Origin of the sequence: Fulvimonas sp. R45 (genome assembly GCF_030504985.1) — a bacterium.
Taxonomy (GTDB): Bacteria; Pseudomonadota; Gammaproteobacteria; order Xanthomonadales; family Rhodanobacteraceae; genus Rhodanobacter_A.
Genome location: NZ_JASERU010000013.1, coordinates 98,299 through 117,406 on the forward strand (window position 1 = coordinate 98,299; position 19,108 = coordinate 117,406).

The 19,108-nt window shown below is 71.8% G+C and carries 24 protein-coding genes; 13 read left to right on the top strand and 11 right to left on the bottom strand.

What is annotated here, in order from left to right:
• Positions 1 to 63: 63 nt before the first annotated feature.
• Positions 64 to 549, bottom strand: a complete 486-nt coding sequence (locus tag QMK61_RS12530) for a nuclear transport factor 2 family protein (protein ID WP_302072550.1) — start codon at positions 547 to 549, stop codon at positions 64 to 66.
• A gap of 274 nt (positions 550 to 823) precedes the next feature.
• Here QMK61_RS12530 and QMK61_RS12535 point away from each other — a divergent pair, with 274 nt between their 5' ends.
• From QMK61_RS12535 to QMK61_RS12575, 9 genes are all read left to right on the top strand, one after another.
• Positions 824 to 1,363, top strand: a complete 540-nt coding sequence (locus QMK61_RS12535; RefSeq protein ID WP_302072551.1) for a hypothetical protein — start codon at positions 824 to 826, stop codon at positions 1,361 to 1,363.
• Between the two features lie 6 nt (positions 1,364 to 1,369).
• Entirely contained in the window at positions 1,370 to 2,311 is a 942-nt protein-coding gene (locus QMK61_RS12540) for a hypothetical protein (protein WP_302072552.1), read from the top strand.
• Between the two features lie 37 nt (positions 2,312 to 2,348).
• Entirely contained in the window at positions 2,349 to 3,242 is an 894-nt protein-coding gene (locus tag QMK61_RS12545; protein ID WP_302072553.1) for a hypothetical protein, read from the top strand.
• A gap of 138 nt (positions 3,243 to 3,380) precedes the next feature.
• Positions 3,381 to 4,472, top strand: a complete 1,092-nt coding sequence (locus tag QMK61_RS12550; protein WP_302072554.1) for a histidine kinase — start codon at positions 3,381 to 3,383, stop codon at positions 4,470 to 4,472.
• A complete protein-coding gene (locus QMK61_RS12555; protein WP_302072555.1) occupies positions 4,469 to 5,215 on the top strand; it encodes a LytTR family transcriptional regulator DNA-binding domain-containing protein in 747 nt (248 codons plus the stop codon). The genes QMK61_RS12550 and QMK61_RS12555 overlap by 4 nt, the downstream gene beginning before the upstream one ends.
• 135 nt (positions 5,216 to 5,350) lie before the next feature.
• Complete coding sequence (locus QMK61_RS12560; RefSeq protein ID WP_302072556.1) at positions 5,351 to 6,322, top strand: hypothetical protein; 972 nt, start codon at positions 5,351 to 5,353, stop codon at positions 6,320 to 6,322.
• Between the two features lie 12 nt (positions 6,323 to 6,334).
• Entirely contained in the window at positions 6,335 to 7,120 is a 786-nt protein-coding gene (locus tag QMK61_RS12565) for a hypothetical protein (RefSeq protein WP_302072557.1), read from the top strand.
• Positions 7,117 to 7,254 carry a hypothetical protein gene (locus QMK61_RS12570; RefSeq protein ID WP_302072558.1) on the top strand — a complete coding sequence of 46 codons (138 nt, stop codon included), beginning with the start codon at positions 7,117 to 7,119 and terminating at the stop codon, positions 7,252 to 7,254. Before QMK61_RS12565 ends, QMK61_RS12570 begins: the two co-directional genes overlap by 4 nt.
• A gap of 271 nt (positions 7,255 to 7,525) precedes the next feature.
• The gene (locus QMK61_RS12575; RefSeq protein WP_302072559.1) at positions 7,526 to 8,086 is read left to right on the top strand and encodes a hypothetical protein; all 561 of its coding nucleotides are present in this window, start codon (positions 7,526 to 7,528) and stop codon (positions 8,084 to 8,086) included.
• 109 nt (positions 8,087 to 8,195) lie between these two features.
• Here QMK61_RS12575 and QMK61_RS12580 read toward each other — a convergent pair whose 3' ends face one another.
• The 6 genes from QMK61_RS12580 to QMK61_RS12605 all read right to left on the bottom strand — a co-directional run bounded on the left by QMK61_RS12580 (position 8,196) and on the right by QMK61_RS12605 (position 11,584).
• Entirely contained in the window at positions 8,196 to 9,365 is a 1,170-nt protein-coding gene (locus tag QMK61_RS12580; RefSeq protein ID WP_302072560.1) for an AI-2E family transporter, read from the bottom strand.
• Complete coding sequence (locus tag QMK61_RS12585; protein ID WP_302072561.1) at positions 9,362 to 9,658, bottom strand: hypothetical protein; 297 nt, start codon at positions 9,656 to 9,658, stop codon at positions 9,362 to 9,364. Before QMK61_RS12585 ends, QMK61_RS12580 begins: the two co-directional genes overlap by 4 nt.
• Positions 9,655 to 10,140 carry an ABC transporter ATP-binding protein gene (locus QMK61_RS12590; protein WP_302072562.1) on the bottom strand — a complete coding sequence of 162 codons (486 nt, stop codon included), beginning with the start codon at positions 10,138 to 10,140 and terminating at the stop codon, positions 9,655 to 9,657. The genes QMK61_RS12585 and QMK61_RS12590 overlap by 4 nt, the downstream gene beginning before the upstream one ends.
• A gap of 20 nt (positions 10,141 to 10,160) precedes the next feature.
• Positions 10,161 to 10,538, bottom strand: a complete 378-nt coding sequence (locus QMK61_RS12595; RefSeq protein WP_302072563.1) for a hypothetical protein — start codon at positions 10,536 to 10,538, stop codon at positions 10,161 to 10,163.
• Positions 10,539 to 10,610: 72 nt separating this feature from the next.
• Positions 10,611 to 10,766 carry a DUF1328 domain-containing protein gene (locus tag QMK61_RS12600; RefSeq protein ID WP_302072564.1) on the bottom strand — a complete coding sequence of 52 codons (156 nt, stop codon included), beginning with the start codon at positions 10,764 to 10,766 and terminating at the stop codon, positions 10,611 to 10,613.
• Positions 10,767 to 10,963: 197 nt separating this feature from the next.
• Positions 10,964 to 11,584 carry a YbhB/YbcL family Raf kinase inhibitor-like protein gene (locus QMK61_RS12605; RefSeq protein ID WP_302072565.1) on the bottom strand — a complete coding sequence of 207 codons (621 nt, stop codon included), beginning with the start codon at positions 11,582 to 11,584 and terminating at the stop codon, positions 10,964 to 10,966.
• Positions 11,585 to 11,829: 245 nt separating this feature from the next.
• On the opposite strand from QMK61_RS12605, the gene QMK61_RS12610 reads away from it, so the two are divergent.
• Positions 11,830 to 13,305 carry an AAA family ATPase gene (locus tag QMK61_RS12610; protein ID WP_302072566.1) on the top strand — a complete coding sequence of 492 codons (1,476 nt, stop codon included), beginning with the start codon at positions 11,830 to 11,832 and terminating at the stop codon, positions 13,303 to 13,305.
• A gap of 10 nt (positions 13,306 to 13,315) precedes the next feature.
• A complete protein-coding gene (locus QMK61_RS12615; protein ID WP_302072567.1) occupies positions 13,316 to 13,528 on the top strand; it encodes a DUF3820 family protein in 213 nt (70 codons plus the stop codon).
• 37 nt (positions 13,529 to 13,565) lie between these two features.
• Here QMK61_RS12615 and QMK61_RS12620 read toward each other — a convergent pair whose 3' ends face one another.
• Genes QMK61_RS12620 through QMK61_RS12630 form a run of 3 tightly spaced genes read right to left on the bottom strand, consistent with a single transcriptional unit; the run spans position 13,566 to position 15,932 of the window.
• Entirely contained in the window at positions 13,566 to 14,594 is a 1,029-nt protein-coding gene (locus QMK61_RS12620) for an alpha/beta fold hydrolase (RefSeq protein WP_302072568.1), read from the bottom strand.
• The gene (locus QMK61_RS12625; protein ID WP_302072569.1) at positions 14,591 to 15,397 is read right to left on the bottom strand and encodes a lysophospholipid acyltransferase family protein; all 807 of its coding nucleotides are present in this window, start codon (positions 15,395 to 15,397) and stop codon (positions 14,591 to 14,593) included. Before QMK61_RS12625 ends, QMK61_RS12620 begins: the two co-directional genes overlap by 4 nt.
• A 52-nt stretch (positions 15,398 to 15,449) precedes the next feature.
• Positions 15,450 to 15,932, bottom strand: coding sequence for an Lrp/AsnC family transcriptional regulator (locus QMK61_RS12630; RefSeq protein ID WP_302072570.1), 483 nt, complete (start codon positions 15,930 to 15,932; stop codon positions 15,450 to 15,452).
• 161 nt (positions 15,933 to 16,093) lie between these two features.
• On the opposite strand from QMK61_RS12630, the gene phhA reads away from it, so the two are divergent.
• Positions 16,094 to 16,987: a phenylalanine 4-monooxygenase gene (gene phhA, locus QMK61_RS12635; RefSeq protein ID WP_302072571.1), complete on the top strand. Its 894-nt coding sequence runs from the start codon at positions 16,094 to 16,096 to the stop codon at positions 16,985 to 16,987.
• A gap of 121 nt (positions 16,988 to 17,108) precedes the next feature.
• Complete coding sequence (locus QMK61_RS12640) at positions 17,109 to 17,996, top strand: patatin-like phospholipase family protein (RefSeq protein WP_302072572.1); 888 nt, start codon at positions 17,109 to 17,111, stop codon at positions 17,994 to 17,996.
• Positions 17,997 to 18,268: 272 nt separating this feature from the next.
• Here the strand turns inward: QMK61_RS12640 and QMK61_RS12645 are convergent, their stop codons facing one another.
• Positions 18,269 to 18,955: an RES family NAD+ phosphorylase gene (locus QMK61_RS12645; protein ID WP_302072573.1), complete on the bottom strand. Its 687-nt coding sequence runs from the start codon at positions 18,953 to 18,955 to the stop codon at positions 18,269 to 18,271.
• Positions 18,956 to 19,108 lie beyond the last annotated feature (153 nt).

The window sequence follows — 19,108 nt, forward strand, 5'->3', positions numbered from 1 at the left end:
GGTGGGATGGGTGGAGAGGGTGGACGGAGGATTCGGGGCCGGGAGATGAATCGCAAGCAGCCCTCAACCCTTGCCGAGCCCGGTATGCGCCGAATACAGCGCCCGCCAGCGGCCGTCGACGTAGACGAACACGTCCGAGGAGTACAGCTTGCCCTTGGTGGCCGGCGATGCGCTGACGAAGCTGAGGATCGCGGTGTCGCCCTGCAGCGTCACCTGCTGCTCCACCGGATGCGCCTTCTGCCACGCGGCCACCTGCTGCTTCATCGCCTGCGAGCCGCCGTTCTTCGCGGCATGGGCCAGGATGGCGGCCTTGGTCGCGAACGTGCCGGCGACGCCCACCGAGCGGTAGCCGGGCAGCAGCAGGCCGTCGAGCCAGGCGACGTCGCCGCCTTCCTCGGCCTCCAGCCAGTGCTGGTCCACGGCGATCACCGCCGCGGCGGTCTTCGCGGTCTCGTCCACCGCGTGGCCGGCGGCGCTGGCGCGCACGGCCAGCACCAGCGCGGCCAGCGGTACCAGGGCGAGGGTCAGCGGAACCTGTGATTTGCGCATGGGTCGTTCCCGTGGTGGTCGGAACATGCAGGCTGCGTGCGGCGGCGCCATGCCACAGCTCCGCGATGACGGACGCACGCCCCGGCGTGACGAGCGGTCGCCGTGCAAGGGCCGGCGGTGGCGACGCACGCGCGACGGCCAGGGACGCCGCCCGTCCGCGCGTTCCGCCCGCTCGTCACGCGGGAACCCCGCCCGTCACCGCCGCCGCGACCGGCCGCGGCCGGCACGCTAGCGTCCGGCCACGGGCGCCATCGCGCCATGCACGGAAACCGCCATGTCCTTGCCGACCCTGTTCGCGCTGCTCGCCGCCACCGCACCGGCCGCGACGACGCCGGCGCCCGCGCTGGCCCCGCTGGCCTGGTTCGCCGGGCACTGGCGCTGCGAGGGCCAGTTCGCGAACGGCAAGCCGGTCCGCTCCCGCGAGGACTTCAGCATCGAACTCGGCGGCCAATGGCTGCACATGCGGCACGCGGACGATCCGCCGAACCGCTACCTCGCGGATTCGTGGTGGGGCTACGACAAGGCCACGAAGCAGTTCACCGTGACGACGTTCGACAACTTCGGCGGCGCGCGGCGCTACGTCTCGCCCGGCTGGGTGGGTGACACGCTGGCGCTGGAGAATACCGCGACGCGTGGTTATCTCGACCGCTTCGCGTTCCGCCGCCTTGGCGACGCCACCTACCGCGTGACCTACACCTACCGGAACGGCGGCGCCGCGTGGCGATTGGGCGACAGCCTGCGCTGCACGAAGGCGGCGCCCGGTTCCTGGGGAACGCCGCCGACCCCGCCCATGCGCCACCACCACGAGGAATAAGCCGCCATGCTCCATCCGATGAGCTTCGCCCTGTGGCTGGCGTGGGCCGCCCCCGCGGGCGCCCACGCCGCGCCACCTGCAGCCACGGCCACGATCTTCGCGCCGCAGGCCATCCCCGGCGCCGCCGACGATGGCGCCGCCGCGTTCACGCCGGACGGCGACACGGTGTACTTCATGCGCGGCACCGGCGACGGTTCCACGCTGGTGCTATCGCACCGCCGCGATGGCCGCTGGTCGACGCCGATGCCGGCGCCGTTCTCCGGGCGCTGGCGCGACCTCGACCCCGCGATGGCGCCGGACGGCTCGTACCTGCTGTTCGCCTCCAACCGCCCGGCGACGCCGGGCGGTCCTGCGCTCGACGGATTGCATGCCGGCAAGCGCTACGTCGGGCACGGCATGAACCTGTGGCGGGTGGATTGGCAGGGCGACCACTGGAGCGCGCCGGTGCGGCTGCCCGACACCATCAACCGCTGCTCGCTGGTCGGCGCCCCGAGCATCGCCGCCGACGGCAGCCTGTACTTCCTCGGCTGCGACGCGCGCCGCGGTGATTTCACGCTGCTGCACTCCGCGTATCGCGGCGGCCGCTACGAAACGCCCCGCGCGGTCGCGCTGGGCGATGCGGGCGCCACGCTCCGCGATCCCGCCATCGCGCCGGACGGCTCGTTCATCGTGGTCAGCATCAGGCACGCCGCGCAGCAGCCCTACCGCCTCGCCATCGCCTTCCGCACGCGCGACGGCTGGAGCGCGCCGCAGGATCTCGGCGACACGGTCAACGGCGGCAAGGAGAACATGGGCGCCCAGCTCGGCCCCGGCAACACGCTGTACTTCTACAGCGACCGCCCGGCCACCGGCGCGCAGGCGAACGCGGCGTGGAACAACGGCCACGACCACATCTGGCAGGTCTCGCTGGCGCCGTGGCTGGACGCGCATGCCGCCCGCGCGCATTGAGCCTCGCCACCGCTTCCCACCACCCGAGGAATATCCGATGCCCCGCAAACCGCTGCTTTCGATCCTGGCCCTGGCCCTGGGGCTGTGTACCGGAGCGCCCGCGCTATCGGCACAGGCCGCCGCGACCCCGGCGTCGCCGCCCGTCGACTGGCCGTGGGCGATGGCGCACGACGCTTCGCCTGCCTTCAGTCCGGACGGCGACACGGTCGTGTTCTCGCGCGGCAGCGGCGCGTCACGACGGCTGTACGTGGCCCATCGCCGCGACGGCGCTTGGTCGGCGCCACGACGCCTGCCATTCTCGGACCGCTGGATGGACCTGGAGCCGGCCATGGCGCCGGACGGCCGCCACCTGGTGTTCGCCTCCAACCGGCCGGGGGCCGGCGAGGACAGGCCGCTGGACGGCCACTGGGGCGGCCAGGCGTGGCCGGGGCGCGGCGGCAAGCTGTGGCGCGTGGACCGCGTGGGCGACGGCTGGGGCACGCCGGTGCGCCTGCCCGACGACGTGAACACCGGCAGCTCGACCTTCTCGCCCGCGGTGGCAGGGGACGGCAGCGTCTATTTCATGCGCGCGATCCCCGCCAGCGGCGCGTTCCGGCTCTACCGCAGCCGCCGCGTCCACGGCGTCCTGCAGCCGGCGCAGCCACTGGCGCTCGGCGCGCGCGGGGATCGTTCGGACTACGACCCGACGGTGGCGCCGGACCAATCCTTTATCGTCTTCAGTTCCGACCGGCCGCCGGCGCCATCGAACGGTGGCGACCTGTTCATCGCCTTCGCCGTGCCGGGCGGCTGGAGCACGCCGGTGGACCTGGGCCTGGCCGGCAACGAGGCGCGCCTGGGCCCGGACCACGCCACGCTGTACTACACCGCGCCGGACCACCGCATCCACCGCCTGTCGCTGGCGCGCTGGCTGCAGCATCGGCCGCCGCGCTGAACGCCCGCACCCATGAACGCATCGCCCGCCGGCGGCCGCCGCACGCCTGCCCTCCAGCACTGTTCAGCGCCGCGCCGCGACCGCACACTGCGGTCGTGGCGCGCCGGCCTTCCGGCGGCCGTTGCCCGGGAGGACCGCGTGACCGACCAAGCCCGATCCCAGCGCCTGCAGACGCTGGCCCTGTCGTTCGGCTTCTGGACGCTGCTGGCGCTTTCCTACGCGCTCAGCGGCGGGCTGGCGGCGATCAGCGAAGGCTACCCGCCGGGCTGGCTGCGCAACCTGGCCTGGAACCTCGGCAACTTCTGGCTGTGGATGGCGCTGGTGCCGGTGGTGGGCTGGCTGGGCCGGCAAGGCGCGGGACGCGGCTGGCGGCGCTTCTGCGCGGTGCACGTGCCGGCCTCGCTGGCGGTGGCGCTGGCGCAGATGCTGGTCCACCTGGTGGTGTTCTGGGTCCTGTGCGGCCCCGGGCGCATGCCGGGGGTGCACACGCTGGGCCAGTACGTGCGGATGGAGTTCGCCTACAGCTACCACCTGGCCGTGCTCACCTACTGGATCGTGCTGGTGGTGCTGCTGGGCATGGAGTCGCGCCGCCGGCTGCGCGACGAGCGGCTGCGCAACGCGCAACTGGAGACGCAACTGGCGCAGGCGCAGCTGCAGGCGCTGCGTATGCAGCTGCAGCCGCACTTCCTGTTCAACACGCTCAACGCGATCTCCGCGCTGGCGCTGGCCGACCCGCTGCAGGCGCGGCAGATGATCGCCCGCCTCAGCGACTTCCTGCGCCTCACGCTGGAGGAACGCCACGCGCCGCAGGTGCCGCTGGCGCGCGAGTTGGAGTTCCTGCGCTGCTACCTCGACATCCAGCAGGTGCGCTTCCAGGACCGGCTCGGCACGCGGCTGGAGGTGGACGACGACACGCTGCGCGCCGCCGTGCCGAACCTGATCCTGCAACCGCTGGTGGAGAACGCGCTGCGCCATGGCTTGCTGGCCAAGGCCGAGCCCGGTCACCTGCGGGTGGCCGGCCGCCGCGAGGGCGACCAGCTGGTGCTGTGCGTGGACGACGACGGACTCGGCCTGCCGCCCGACGGCGCCAGCGAGGGCATCGGCCTCACCAACACCCGGACCCGGCTGGCGATGCTGTTCGGCGGCGACGCGCGGCTGGAACTGCAGCGGCGCGACGGCGGTGGCACGCGGGTGGAACTGCGGCTGCCGTTCCGCGAGGTCGCCGTGTGAGCGCGCCGCCGATCCGCACCCTGCTGGTGGACGACGAGGTGCTGGCGCGCCTCGCCCTGCGCCAGGCGCTGGCCGCGCATGCCGACGTCGACATCGTGGGCGAATGCGGCAACGCCGCCGAGGCGCAGCAGGCGATCCAGGCGCTCGAACCGGACCTGCTGTTCCTCGACATCCGCATGCCCGGCATCGACGGCTTCAAGCTGCTGCACCGGCTCAAGCCGCAGGCGCTGCCGATGGTGGTGTTCGCCACCGCCTACGGCCAGCACGCGCTGCGCGCCTTCGACGCCAGCGCGATCGACTACCTGATGAAGCCGATCGACCAGGCCCGCTTCGACCAGGCGATGGCGCGCGTGCGCCGGCACTGGCACGGCCTGCACGCGCCCGCGGCGGCGACGCACGCGCACGCCGCGCACCTGCAGCGCATCAGCGTGCGCGTGGGCGAGCACATCCGGGTGGTCGCGGTGGACGAGATCGACTGGATCCGCGCCGACGGCAACTACGTGCAGATCCACGCCAACGGCACCCGCTACCTGCACCGCGAAACGCTGAGCCACCTGCTCGCCGCGCTCGATCCCGCGCGCTTCCTGCGCATCCACCGCGGCGTGATCGTCAACGTGGAGCGCATCCGCGAGGTGCATCCGCTGTTCAAGGGTGGCGCCGAGGTGGTGCTGCACGACGGCACCCGGCTCGATCTCAGCCGCCGCTTCCGCGCCGGGGCTCGGGTGGCGCTAGGACTGCCGTAGGAATCCGGCGCCGCTCGCGGCAGGCAGGCATCCGCCTGTCCCACCGACCTCGCCGCCGGTCACAAAGGCGCGGTGGCGCGCGGGCGCCCGGGCGCATCGTGGCGGCATCCCGTCCCCACGAGAAAGGACCGCACCATGCCTCGCACCGTCTGCCTGCTGGCGCTCGTCCTGGCCCTGGCGCCGCTCGGCGCCAGGGCCGGCACCCTGGTCGGCCCCGGCACGGTCTCCACCGGGCTGCAGGAAACCTCGGCCGCGCTGACGCCGGACGGCAACACGCTGTACTTCATGCGCTCCGACTTCGCCGAGCGCGATGACACCATCCTCGTCTCGCACCGCGTGGACGGACGCTGGAGCGCGCCGCAGGTGGCCGCGTTCTCCGGGCAGTGGCACGATTCCGAACCCGCGCTGTCGCCCGACGGCCAGCGGCTGTACTTCGTCTCCAACCGCCCCGTCCAGGCGGGTGGCATGCCGCTGACCGCGGATATGAACGGCCACCGCTTCACCGGCACCAACCTTTGGTTCGTGCAGCGCCGGGCCGATGGCCGCTGGGGCGAACCGGTGCACGTGGACGGCGCGCTCAACGACGGCGCGATGATCTACAACCCCTCGGTGGCGGCCAACGGCGACCTCTATTTCTCCGCGCATCGACCCGACTCCGGCGCCGCCTACCAGATCTACGTGGCGCGCCGCACCGCGCAGGGCTACGCGACGCCGCAGCGGGTGGACCTCGGCGATGTCGCGCGCAACCGCATGGACCCGGCGATCGACCCGCAGCAGCGCTTCCTGGTCTACGCCGGCAACGAGGGCGACTCGCTGGGCAGCGCCGATCTCTACATCGCCTTCCGCCAGCCCGACGGCCGCTGGGGCAAGCCGCTGCACCTGCCGGGCGAGGTCAACAGCGCGGCGCTGGAGAACGCGCCCTCGCTGGGGCCGCGCTTCGGCGAGCTGTATGTCGCCAGCAACCGCCGCGACGAGGTCGCCTTCCCCAAGCCGCGCGACACCGCAAGCACGTTGCAGCAGCGCCTGCGGCAGCCGCTGAACGGCTCGCGCAACCTGTGGCGCTTCGACATCTCCGGCGTGCTGCGCGCGCATGGCATCGCCCCCTGACCCGGAGTCCCCATGATCTCCATCCGCCTGCTGTCCATCCTGCTCGGCGCGGCGTCGCTGCCCGGCGCAGGCGCCGCCGCGGCGCCCGCCACGGCGCCCGCGCTGACGCCCGCCTTCCGCGTCGGCGCGACGCTGGGCAACGTGTTCTCGCGCACCATCGCGGTCCACGCGCCGGGCTTCGATGATGCTGTTCGCCGCATCAGCGGCACCGCCGTCTACCGCGTCATCGACGCTTCGCCCGCGCGGCCGCGCCTGCGCATCGATTACGACTATGACGGCCGGCCCGCGGGCAGCGGCACGGTGGAACTGCCCGACGGGGGCGCCACCAACTGCTTCAACGGCCAGTGCGCTCCCAACACGGACGCCAGCGGACTGGCCTACAACCCGCGCCTGTGGGGCCGGCCGCCGGCCACGCTGCGCGTGGGCCAGCGCTGGACGGTGGACATCGCCGGGCCATGGGAGCTTGGCCCCGCCGGGCGGCAGACGGTGACCGTGGTGGCGCTGGACCCGGCCAGCCGCACCGTCACGCTGCAACGCGAAGGCACCGGCGACGGCGCCTGGCTCGGCGACGCGCCCACGCTCACGCTGAGCCGGGGCGGCCACGCCTACGCCATGGCGCGGCAGGCCGGCCGCACGCACTGGCGCGGCTACACCATCTTCCGCGACGGCATCGTGCTCAGCGACGAACTGGTCAGCACGCGGCCGGTGGCGCTCACCTCGCCGCAGCTCGGCCGCATCGAGGCCACGGAGCGCCAGTACATCCTGCTCGATGCGATGCCGGCAACGGCGGCACCATGATGCAGACGTTCCTGCCCCGCTGCGTGCCCGGCGCCAGCCTGCCGCTGGCCGTGGCCGCAGCGCATGCCGCCGATGCGACGACCGCCGTGACGCAACCGGTCACGCTGGGCCGCCTTTCGGAGCGCGGACAATGATGCGGATTGCAGGTGCCTTGGTATTAGGTTGCCTTGCGGCAGCACCAGGCGCATCAATTGCGGCCGGCACGAAGACGCCTTCGTTCCCCGCGCCGCAAGTGTTCGCTCCAGGAGAAATTTCGACGACCTCCTCGGTTGAATGTTTCTCGTTGATGGCTCTTTCCTGATTTTCACTTCCAACCGGCCCGAAGCTCCGGGAGGAAAGCCGTCGCACGGGGGAAATCTCTGGCGTGTCGGCCGTGCCGGTGCCGGTTGGGGAACACCCGTGCGGTTGGACAGCATCGTCAATTTCGGCGGACATATCTACGCGCCCAGCGTTTCGGCGAACCAGGATGTGTACTTCTCCAGCGCGGACAATCCCCAGCATCTTTTCCACGTCTACCGCGCCAGGCGGGTGCACGGCGAGTACGCAAAGCCTGTCGAATTGAAGCTCACACCCACCGGCGCGCCCGCCGGCATGGAGGAACTCGATCCGGCCGTGGCGCCGGACGAGTCCTTCGTCCTTTTCAGCGCGGGTGTGCGGGGCTCCCCGCAGCCTTACCATCTCTATCTCGCGTTCCGGGACGGCGCGGGGTGGACCACTCCCGTCGATTTCGACCCGGCGCTCGATCCCTACGAACCCGATTGTCCCCAGCTCGGCCCCGATGGCACGACGTTGTACTTCACCAGCAAATACACCGGTCCCACCCAGTGGGCGCGGCGCTCACGCGGGGAAACCGAACGCGATCTGGCGCGGGATCGTGCATGGGACAACGGCGTTACCCACATCTGGACGTTGTCGCTCGTCCCGTGGCTGCAGGCACACGGGCACGGCACGGCGGCGACCAAATGAGCAATGCGTGACAGCGCCCGTGCCGGGATCCATCCGGGCACCTGGGGAATCTCCGGGCTCGTTATTCCCGCGCAGGCAGGAGGCGCCGGGTTGACGGGCAAAACAAGAGCTAGCGCTGCACCATGTGCGAGAACCATTCCCAGCCGCGCATGTGCTCGGCGACCAGCTTCACGCTGGTCAGCATCGGCACCGCCAGCAGGGCACCCGGCACGCCCCACAGCCAGCCCCATACCAGCAGCCAGATCAGGATCGCGATCGGCGACAGGCGCATGCGCCGGCCCAGGATCATCGGCGTGACCAGGTTGCCCTCGACCGCGGTGAGGCAGGCGAAGCACAGCGCCGGCAGCAGGGCGCGGGCCAGCTGGTCGAAGTGGATCAGGCCCACCAGCAGCAGCATGGTGGTGGTGGCGATCGCGCCCACGTAGGGAATGAAGTTGGCGAACATCGCCACCGCGCCCCACAGCAGCGGATCCGGCACGTGCAGCAGCCACAGGATGCCGGCGGTGAGCCAGCCCAGGCTGAAGTTGATCAGCAGCGTGGTGAGGATGTAGCGCGACACCTCCGCCTGGATGCTGCGCACGATGGACACCGCGTGGCGCTTGTAGCGGAAGTCCGGCGCGATCTCGACCAGCCGCCGCAGCAGGCTGTCGCCGTAGATCAGGAAGAAGAACACCAGCAGCACCACCGTGAGCACCGCCGCCAGCACCTTCGGGGTGTTCGACACCACGTCCCAGGCGCTGATCGCCACATCGGCCGGATGCGGCACCACCCGTGTCGGATGGCCGTTGACCAGGGTCTGGGTGGCGCGGTTGGCCGCCTCCAGCGGGCGGGTGAGGTGTTCCAGCTTGGGCACGAAGCTGCGGATCGCGCGCGGCGCGTCGTGGAACCAGCCCAGCGCCGGCTGCGCCAGCAGGCCGATGCCGGTGCCGATGGCGCCGATCAGCGCCAGCATCAGCACGCTGGCGCCCAGCGCGCGCGGGATGCGGTGGCGCGCGGCGAACGCCACGATGGGGTTCAGCGCCAGCCCGATGAAGGCGGCCAGCACCAGCGGGATCAGCAGGGTGCGGATGATCGTGGCGGTGTACAGCAGCGCCAGCAGCAGCATCGCGTTGAGCACGACGCGGATGGCGCGCAGGTGGCGGCGCGTGCCGCGCGCGTGGCGCAGCCGGTGCACCAGGCTGGGCGCGTGCAGCAGCGCCGGCTCCGCGGGGGCCGGAGGCACCGCTTCGGCGCCGGCGGCCACCAGGGGCGCCGGCGGCGTGGCCTCGATGTCGTTCATGCCGCGTCGTCGCGGCCGGTGGCCGCGCCGAGTTCGGCGACCAGCCGGGTGCCGTAGGCCACCGCCTCGGCCAGCCCGCCGCCGAGCAGCGAACCCAGCCCCGGCACGCGCAGCGGATGCACGTTGAGCCGGCCCAGCACGAACCCGGCGCCGGCCGCCGCGCCCACCGTGGCCAGCGGATGGCGATGGCCGCGCGCCAGCAGCGCCGCGGCCGGGATCGCCAGCTCCGCCCGGTGCGCGGCCACCCGCGCCCGGGCCGCGCGCACCTCGCCCAGCCGACGGAACAGACTCATGCCTCGCCCTCCCCTTCGTGCGCCTGCCCGGCCTCGACCTCGCGGTCGGCGCGGCGCCATGCCTCGCGCATCATCGCATGCCATTCGCCGCGGGTGGCGGGCAGGCTCATCCAGTGCATGCAACGGCGGAACAGCAGGATCGCGCCGAGCAGGAACAGCACCTGCAGCAACGCCAGCGCCAGCAGCGCCCAGATCCACGAACCGAACCACTTCGCCAGCGACACGCCGATCAGGCCGAGCAGGGTCAGCCCCAGCCCCACGCCGGACACGGTGGCGGCCAGGCCGGCCAGCAGCAGCCAGGACACCGCGCTGCGCGCCAGCCCCAGCTCCGCCGCCAGCAGGTGCATCTGCGCGCCGAACAGCTTGCGCACGGCGCGGGCGAGCTGGCCCAGTTCGTCGAGCAGTCCGGTCGTGCCGCGGCCGGCCGCCACGTCATCGGGCGGCGGCGCGGGAGCCGCCTGCTCGCCCGCGGGATCGCCCATCGGTGCCCGGGTCCGCGGCGTCAGCGACGCAGCAGGCGGCCGAGCAGCCAGCCCGCGCCCAGCGCGATGGCCACGGCCTGCACGGGCTTCTCGCGCACGTAGTCGCGCGCCTGCTCCAGCCATTCGTCGGCGCGGTCGACGGTACGGTCGTAGGCGGCGCGGCCGCGCTCGCCCAGCTCGCCGGCCTTGTCGGTGGCGCGGGTGGCGGCGCCGGCGGCCTTGTCGGTGGCGCGGTGCAGGCTTTCCTCGACCTGGTCCGCGGCGCGCTCCACCGCGTCCTTGGTGCTGGCCACGGCGCTGGAGGTGGCCTGCTTGAAGCGCTCGGCGCCTTCCTCGATACGCCGGCCGGCGGCGCGGGCCTCGGCTTCGGCTTCCTGCGTCTGGACTTGCTTGCTCATGGGGTTCTCCGGGGTCGGGGGATCACTCTAGCGGCTCGTGCCCGGCTGCGGGGGCGGCGACCGGCGGGTCGTTCAGCTGGCGCGCCGGAAGAACGCGATCAGCGCCAGGATCAGGAAGATGACGAACAGCACCTTGGCGATCCAGGCGGCGGTGCCGGCGATGCCGGTGAAGCCGAGCAGCGCGGCGATGATGGCGATCACGAGAAAGACGAGGGCATAGTGCAGCATGGCGGGTTCCTCCAGGTGGTGCGGAGCGGCCCACGCGCCCCTCGACGCCATTTCTCCACAAGCCGTGCGCGCTGGGCGTGAAGGTCCGCCCGCCGCGCCTGCACGCTCCACCGACATTTGTTGCGGCACCGACGCCGCGGGGATTCCGGTCGCACGCGCGGTGCGCGCGGACCGGGCTCCTGCCCCTGCGTCGCCCTTCAGCCGGCCACGGGACGGATGGCGTAGGTGCCCACCAGCTCCGCCTCGGACAGCACGTGGCCGGCCATCGCCGCGCGCAGCTCGGCCAGGGTGAAGCCCGGGCGCAGGTCCAGCGCCGGCACGTCCAGCGCATGGATGCGGAAGTGGTAGTGGTGCACGATGCTGTCGTTCCACGGCGGGCAGGGGCCGTCGTAGCCGAGGTAGTCGCCGGCCATGTCGGGGTCGCCGGCGAACCAGCCGGTGTAGTCGTTCCTGCCCTGCACGCTGCCGGGCGGGCCATGCGGCTCGCGCTTGCCGTGCGGCACGATGCCCTCGCCGCAGGCGCCCTCGGCCAGCTCGCCGCACTCGGCGGGGATGTTGGCCATCAGCCAGTGCGCGAATTCCACCCGCGGCAGGTCGGCGGGGACGGTGCGCCCCTCCTGGTTCACGTCGTCGCCGCGGCTGGGCACGTCGGGGTCGATGCAGGTGAGCACGAAGGAACGCGTGGCCGGCGGGGCGCCGGTCCAGGCCAGGTGGGGGCTGCGGTTGTCGGACAGCGCGACCGGATGGCCGGGTCGGCCGAAGGCATTCCCGGGAGGCACGGGTCGGCCGTTGGAAAAGTTGTCGCTGAGCAGTTGCATGGGTTCCGGTGTTCCCTGTCTGGTTTGGGTATCGCCCGGGATGGGTGCGTACGCCTTGTCCGCGCCGGGCCTGCGGATACGGTGGTCGTCTCGCCATCGCGATCGCGCGCATGCCGGTTTCCCGCCACGGCAAACGGCGATACTAGCGCCAGCGGGATGAAGATGCGGTCGGGACGCCAAGTCGTGCCCCGCCGCAAAAACCACGCGATGCTCTGCTAACGTGGCGCCCTTCGCAGGGAGGACGCATGAGCGAACTGGAAGACCTCACCACGCTGGTGCGGGCGGCCACGCCGCTGCTGGTGATCGAGACGGTGGACGAGCAGCGGGTGATCGAGTGCTTCCGCCACGTCATCGCACAGGCGCTGCGCCCGCTGTGGCGCTGGACGCTGACCGACGGCCTGCAGCGGCTGGACTTCGCCGCCGCCGGCGACGCGGTGGCGCCCGACGCCACCGCCACGCTGGACGCGATCCGCGACGCGGCGGAACCCGGCATCTACCTGATGTTCGACTTCCACCCGTTCGTGCGCTACGCGATGAGCCTGCGCCTGCTGCGCGAGATCGTGCAGCGCCAGCGCTCGGCCGCGCACACGGTGGTGCTGGTGGGCGCGAAGATCGAACTGCCCGAGGAACTGGAAGCGCTGGCCCTGCGCGTGCCGCTGTCGCTGCCGGACATCAAGGAGCTGGCCGGCATCCTGCGCGGCGAGGCGGTGGCCTGGCAGCGCGAGCACAACCGCCGGCTGGAGGTGGACAACGAGGCCGCGCGCACCATCGTGCGCAACCTGCTCGGCCTGTCCGCGCCGGACGCCCGACGGATCGTGCGCAAGCTGATCTACAACGACGGCGCGCTCGGCACCGCCGATCTGCCGGTGCTGATGCAGTCGAAGTTCGACCTGCTCAACCGTTCCGGCCTGCTGCACTACGAATACGCCACCGCCAGCTTCGCCGACATTGCCGGCGTGGCCCAGGTGCGCGCATGGGTGCAGCGCCGCCGCGCCGTGTTCCTGGCGGCCGCGCCCGATCCCGTGCTCGACCCGCCCAAGGGCGTGCTGCTGCTCGGCGTGCAGGGCTGCGGCAAGAGCCTGGCCGCCAAGGCGATCGCCGGCGGCTTCGGCGTGCCGCTGGTGCGGCTGGACTTCGGCACGCTGTACGACAAGTACCAGGGCGAGACCGAGAAGAACCTGCGCGAGGCGCTGGCCAGCAGCGAGCTGCTGGCGCCGTGCGTGCTGTGGATCGACGAGATCGAGAAAGGCCTGGCCAGCGGCGGCGGCGAGGACGGCGGCGTGTCGCGCCGCGTGCTCGGCTACCTGCTCACCTGGATGGCCGAGCGCAAGGCCAAGGTGTTCGTGGTGGCCACCGCCAACGCGGTGCACGAGCTGCCCGCCGAACTGCTGCGCAAGGGCCGCTTCGACGAGATCTTCTTCGTCGACCTGCCGCGCGGCGAGGTGCGGGCGGAGATCTTCGCCATGCACCTGAAGCGCCGCAAGCTCGATCCCGCCGCGTTCGACCTGCCCGCGCTCGCCGCGGCCAGCGAGGGCTTCTCCGGCGCCGAGATCGAGCAGGCCATCGTCAGCGCGTTGTACGACGTCGCCAGCGGCGGCGAACTCGACCAGGCCACCCTGCTCGCCGCGCTGGGACAGACCCGGCCGTTGTCGGTGCTGATGCGCGAGCAGGTCGACGCGCTGCGCGCCTGGGCCCAGGGTCGCTGCGTGGCGGCGGACTGAGCGTCTGTCCATGGAAGCGGAAGACCTGAAGCGCCTGGTCTCCACGCACATGCCCTACGGCAAGTACCAGGGCCGCCTGCTCGCCGACCTGCCCGGCGCCTATCTGGCCTGGTTCGCCCGCCAGGGCTTCCCGCCCGGCGAGCTGGGCCGGCTGCTGGCACTGATGCTGGAGATCGACCACAACGGGCTGAAGCGCCTGCTGGAGCCGCTGCGGCCGCGCTGAACTGCCGAACGGGCCTCTCCCCGGAGGAACCGCCGGATCAGGCGCGCTGCCTTGCCCCCAGGGCCCCGTCCGCCACCGCATTGAACCGCGCCGCGATGTAGTCGTCGCAGAAGCTCACCATGTCGCGGCCGCGGATGAAACCGCAGTGGCCGCCATGGTCGGCGATGTCCAGTTCCACGTCGGGCGGCAGCTCGAGCTTCTCGAACGCGGCGACCGGGATCACCGGGTCGTCGCGGGCGGTGAGGATGGTGGCGGGCACCTGCATCGCCTTCAGCGCGGCGCCGGCCACCGAATAGCCGTCCAGGTAGGCCTGCAGCGAACCGAAGTCGGTATGGCGCAGCACCAGCGCCTCGGTGAGGCCGCGCAGGTCCTGCTTCAGCTCGGCCAGCTCGAAGTAGGTGCGCTGCGGGAACGCCGCCTGCTTGAGCCGCAGCGATTGCCGCCACTTGTGCATGAAGTAGGCCTGGTAGATCCAGGGCGCGGACTGCTCCAGCGAGAACAGCCCCTCGCCGGGATCGATGATGGGACAGACCGCCAGCGCGTAGGCCAGCGGCACGCCGGCCGCCGGCGCCGCCAGCGCGGCGCGCAACGCGAAGTTGCCACCCAGCGAGAAGCCGGCCAGCGCCAGCGGCCGCGCCGGCCAGCGCCGCGCGATATCGCCCAGCGCGTGCACCACCTCGTCCAGCCGGCAGGAGTGGAACAGCGCCTCATTGAGCCCGTGGCTGTCGCCGTGGTCGCGGAAGTTGAGCCGGAACACGTCCCAGCCCTCGGCCAGCAGGCGGCTGCCGGTCTGCAGCACGTAGGTGGAATCCACGCTGCCTTCCCAGCCGTGGAACAGCACGGCCAGCCCGCGTGGCCGCGGCCGCGCCCGCTGCGCGGTGAACGCGCCGGTGAGGCGTACGCCGCCGCCGCCGTCCACCATGACCGGTTCGGCGCCCTGCTGCACGGCGCGCGCGGCGCGCGGCAGCAGCAGGCGGCGCACGCCGCTGGAGGAGAGCATGGTCTGCAGGTGTCCGCTGGTGAGCGGCCAGGGCGGACGGAAATCCCTTCCGCGCGGCAGGCTCATGCGGCGCGGTCTTCCAGCGCCGCGCCGATGCGCTCGCGCGCCAGCTCGGCCATGCGGCGGCGGCCGTCGGCGCCGGCCGGCACCGGCGCCAGGAAGTGCACTTCCGCGTCCATCGGGGCGCCGCCGAGCAGGCGCAGGAAGTTCTGCATGAAGTTCTCGTCCTCGCGGAAGCCGGCGTCGACGATGCGGCGCCCGTGGCGCGCGAAGCGCAGCGCCACCGGCTGCACCGGCACCCCGGCGTCCAGCGCCGCCTGCAGGATGCGCGCGTGGAACACCTTCAGCACGCCGTTGTGGCCGGTGCCGCCCTCGGGGAACACCGCCACCGAGCGGCCGCCGCGCAGGCGTTCCACCATGGTCTGCATCACCGCCGACAGCGAATGGTTGCTGCCGCGGCGGTGGAAGATGGTGCCGCCGCTGGCGGCCAGCCAGCCCACCAGCGGCCAGTGCGCGATCTCGGCCTTGGCCACGAAGCAGGCCGCGCGCTGGCTGTGCAGCAACTCGATGTCGATCCACGAGGTGTGGTTGGCGACGAACAGCACCGGATCGGCCAGTGGTTGGCCGAAGCGCACCGAGCGCAGGCCGAAGATGCGCATCAGCGCCGTCGACCACCCACGGATCAACCGGTGCGCGAAGGGCTCGCGGCCGTTCTTCATCACGCGGTCGCGGTTCCAGCTCATCACGAAGGCCGCCAGCAGGATGCCCAGCAGGATGTGGAGCAGCAGCAGGGGCACGCGCCACAGGTAGCGCAAGGGTTGCAGGGCGTCGCGGGCCGGGGCGGGGGTGGTGGCGGAGTCGGTGCTCATGAACGGGTTAGTTTAGCGTTAGGCGCCGGGCTCTGCGCACCCGTGGCGCGCTTCAGCCGTGATGGTCCAGTTGCGCCAGCGGCAGCGAGGGCGAACGCTTCACCGTGCGCAGCACGAAGCTGGAGTTCACGTCGGCCACGCCGGCGGCGTTGAGCAGGTGGTCGAGCAGGAAGCGCGAGAAATCCGCCAGGTCCGCCACGTAGACGTGCAGCAGGTAGTCCATGTCGCCGGTGAGCGCATGGCAGGCCACCACCTCGTCCCAGCCGGCCACGCCGGCCACGAAGCGCTCGATCACCGCCGCCTCGTGCTTTTCCAGCTGCACGCGCACGAAGGCCTGCAGGCCCAGGCCCACTGCCTGCGGATCGACCTGGGCGGCATAGCCGGTGATCACCTTGTCCGCCTCCAGCCGCTGCAGCCGGCGCAGGCAGGCCGAGGGCGACAGGCTCACCCGCTCGGCCAGTTCGGCATTGGTGATGCGGCCCTCGCTCTGCAGCACGGCGAGCAGGCGCAGGTCGGTCCGGTCCAGGGTGGCCATGCACGTTTTCCCCGCCAAATAGACAAGTCGTGCATGAATATTGCGCCAAGACCCCAATGGATCACAACATCACAACCTTCATGCGGCCGGATCGCCGTATGCTCTTGACTGTCATCCCGGCGCAGGCCGGCACGACGGACTTCCCACGCCCGGAACACGCCATGGACCCCAGCCCGCCCCGCAAAGTCGAACACCAGCAGACCGACCGCGGCTACGTGCCGGTCTACGCCACCGGCGTGGTCGAGCAGCCCTGGGCCAGCTACACGCGCACCGACCACGAGGTGTGGGACACCCTGTACCAGCGCCAGCGCGAAATGCTGCCCGGCCGGGCCTGCCGCGAGTTCCTCGACGGCGTCGAGCGCTTCGGCCTCGGCGACGGCGGCATCCCCAGGTTCGACGAGCTGAACCGCGTGCTGGGCCAGGCCACTGGCTGGGAACTGGTGGCGGTGGAGGGCCTGTTGCCCGACGAGGTGTTCTTCGACCACCTGGCCAACCGCCGCTTCCCGGTGAGCTGGTGGATCCGCAAGCCCGAGCAGCTCGACTACCTCAGCGAGCCGGACCTGTTCCACGACCTGTTCGGCCACGTGCCGCTGCTGCTGAACCCGGTGTTCGCCGACTACATGCAGGCCTACGGCAGGGGCGGCATGAAGGCCTTCGCCATCGGGCCCGAGGCGCTGATGAACCTGACCCGCCTGTACTGGTACACGGTGGAGTTCGGCCTCATCCATACCGCCGAGGGCATGCGCATCTACGGCGCCGGCATCGTCAGCTCCAAGGGCGAGTCGATCTACAGCCTGGACTCGCCCGCGCCCAACCGCATCGGCTTCGGCCTGGAGCGCGTGATGGGCACGCGCTACCGCATCGACACCTTCCAGCAGACCTACTTCGTGATCGACAGCTTCGAGCAGCTGTTCGAGGCGACCCGGCCCGACTTCACGCCGATCTACGCGCGGCTGCACGAGCAGCCGACCCACGCCGCCGCCGACGTGCTGGCCGGCGACCGCGTGTTCACCCGCGGCACGCGCGAAGGCTTCGCCACCAACGCGGATACCTGAGCGCCGTTCCCGTCGCACCGAGCCGGGCCGGCCTTGCGCCGGCCTTTGCGAGCCGCACACTTGCATCGGGCCGCCGGCGCCTCCATGCGGGGAGCCAGGCCACCGGATGCGCAGGGAAGCCATGCTCGTCGAATCGCTCGCCAGCCTCGACCTCAACGCCATCGACACGCTGGTCTTCGCCGGTGGCGGCAACCGCTGCTGGTGGCAGGCCGGCGCGATCTCGCACCTGCTCGCCCAGCATTGGCGGTTGCCCGCGCAACTGGTGGGCACCAGCGCCGGCGCTGCGGTGGCCGCGGCCTTCCTCACCGCCGGGCCGCAGGCCGCGCTCGCCTCCTGCCAGCGCCTGTACGCCGATCGCACGCGCATGTTCGAGTGGCGCGGCCTGCTGCGCGGCCGCCTGCACTTCGCGCACCGGCACATCTACCCGGCGTGGCTGGCGAGCTTCGTCGATGCCCGCCATTTCGAGGCGTTCCGGCAGTCGTCGAACCAGTTGCAGGTGGCGATCACCCGGCCGGCACGCTGGCTGGGGCTGCGTGGCTCGGTCGCCATCGCCACGCTGGCCTACCTGGCCGACAAGCTCCTGCGCGGGCCGCTGCATCCCCGACTGCCCCGGCTGCTGGGACTGCGACAGGAACTGCGTGCGCTGCACGAATGCGCCAGCCTGGACGAGGCCCGCGCCCTGCTGGCCGCAGCCGGCGCCGCGCTGCCGTTCATTCCCTCGCGTCGCATCGAGGGCCGGCCGGCCTTCGATGGCGGCTATACCGACAACGCCCCGCTGCCCGTGCAGAGCGCCGGCGAGAGGGCACGCACCCTCGTGCTGCTGACCCGGCGCTACCCGAAACTGCCGCCGCTGTTCCGCATCGACGGCCGCACCTACTGGCAGCCCAGCACGCGCATCCCGGTCGGCATGCTCGACTGCACCGCACGCGCCACCGTGCTCGATGCCTGGGCGCTGGGCGAACGCAACGCGCGCGAGGCACTGGCGAACGGCCGTCTGCGCATCGGCTGAACGCCGGCATGGTGTCTCACGGTAGGCGTGGAGCACGCCGACCAGGTACGCACCGCGCCGGTCCGCCACGGACTGCCCGGGCGCCGAGGTGCAAGCCATTGCCGAGCCAGTGAGGGCCCGCCTTGCGGCCGGCGCCCGACAAGGGTGACGTCCAGGAAATCCGTCGCGCGTTCGGCCAGGCCGCGCGGATGCATGGCAGTTGCGTACGGCGCGCCCGGCTCGGCTTGGCCGAGAGGTGGGCAGGTTGTGCCTGGGATGCCGAACGAGACCGGCTAGGGCCGCGTCAGCTCGCTCACCTGCAGCACCTGCGCGATGTGCCGACCATCCCAGCGGTAGATCAAATGCTGCGCCTGCACGCAGGGCGCGACCACGTCCGGATAGAACGCCGCCACGCATTCGCCGCCGGCATGGCGCGCGCTGTCGTAGACGATGCCGTTGGAACCGGCGTGGCGCAGTGCGCGGGCCAGCGCCACGCCGGGAGCGTAGTCCTGCGGGTCGTGCGCCGCCGGCCAGCCGTCGCGGATGTCGTGCAGCCTGCAATCGATGCTGGTGCGATAGCAGCGCATCTCGACGTCGCAGGCCGGTTCGGCGGTGGCGGCGAGGAAGCGCTGGCGGTGGTACACCGTTTCCTCCACCGCGGTGGCCACGCTGTGCGCGGCGTAGAACACGCCCCAGCTGCCGTCGGAAAAACGGCTGCCCTCGGGATTGAGGTGGGTGAAGGCGGCCATCACCGGGGTGGAACCCGGGCCGCTGATGCGCCGCTCCTTCGGCACCAGTTCCAGCTCGCCGGCTTCCTCGCGCAGGCGCGGATTGGTCATCGCCTCGATCGCGAACAGGGCATCCAGGTCGGCCGGATCGGCGATGCGGTCGAACACGCCCACCGGCGGGAAGCGGCTGGGCACGATGCGGTAGGCGCGGCTCCAGCGGATGCGTTTGACGGGCGGCAGGTTGGCAGGCATCGGAACTCCGGTCATCCATTGGGCGAGGCCTTGATTCCCTCCCCTGCTCCGCAGGTGTTCAGCCCGGACACATAGCGGACATTCGTTCGGAGAGATGGTGGACACGTTCAGGGCAGCCTCCGGCCGCTGGTGGAAGTGTGCTCGATGACATCG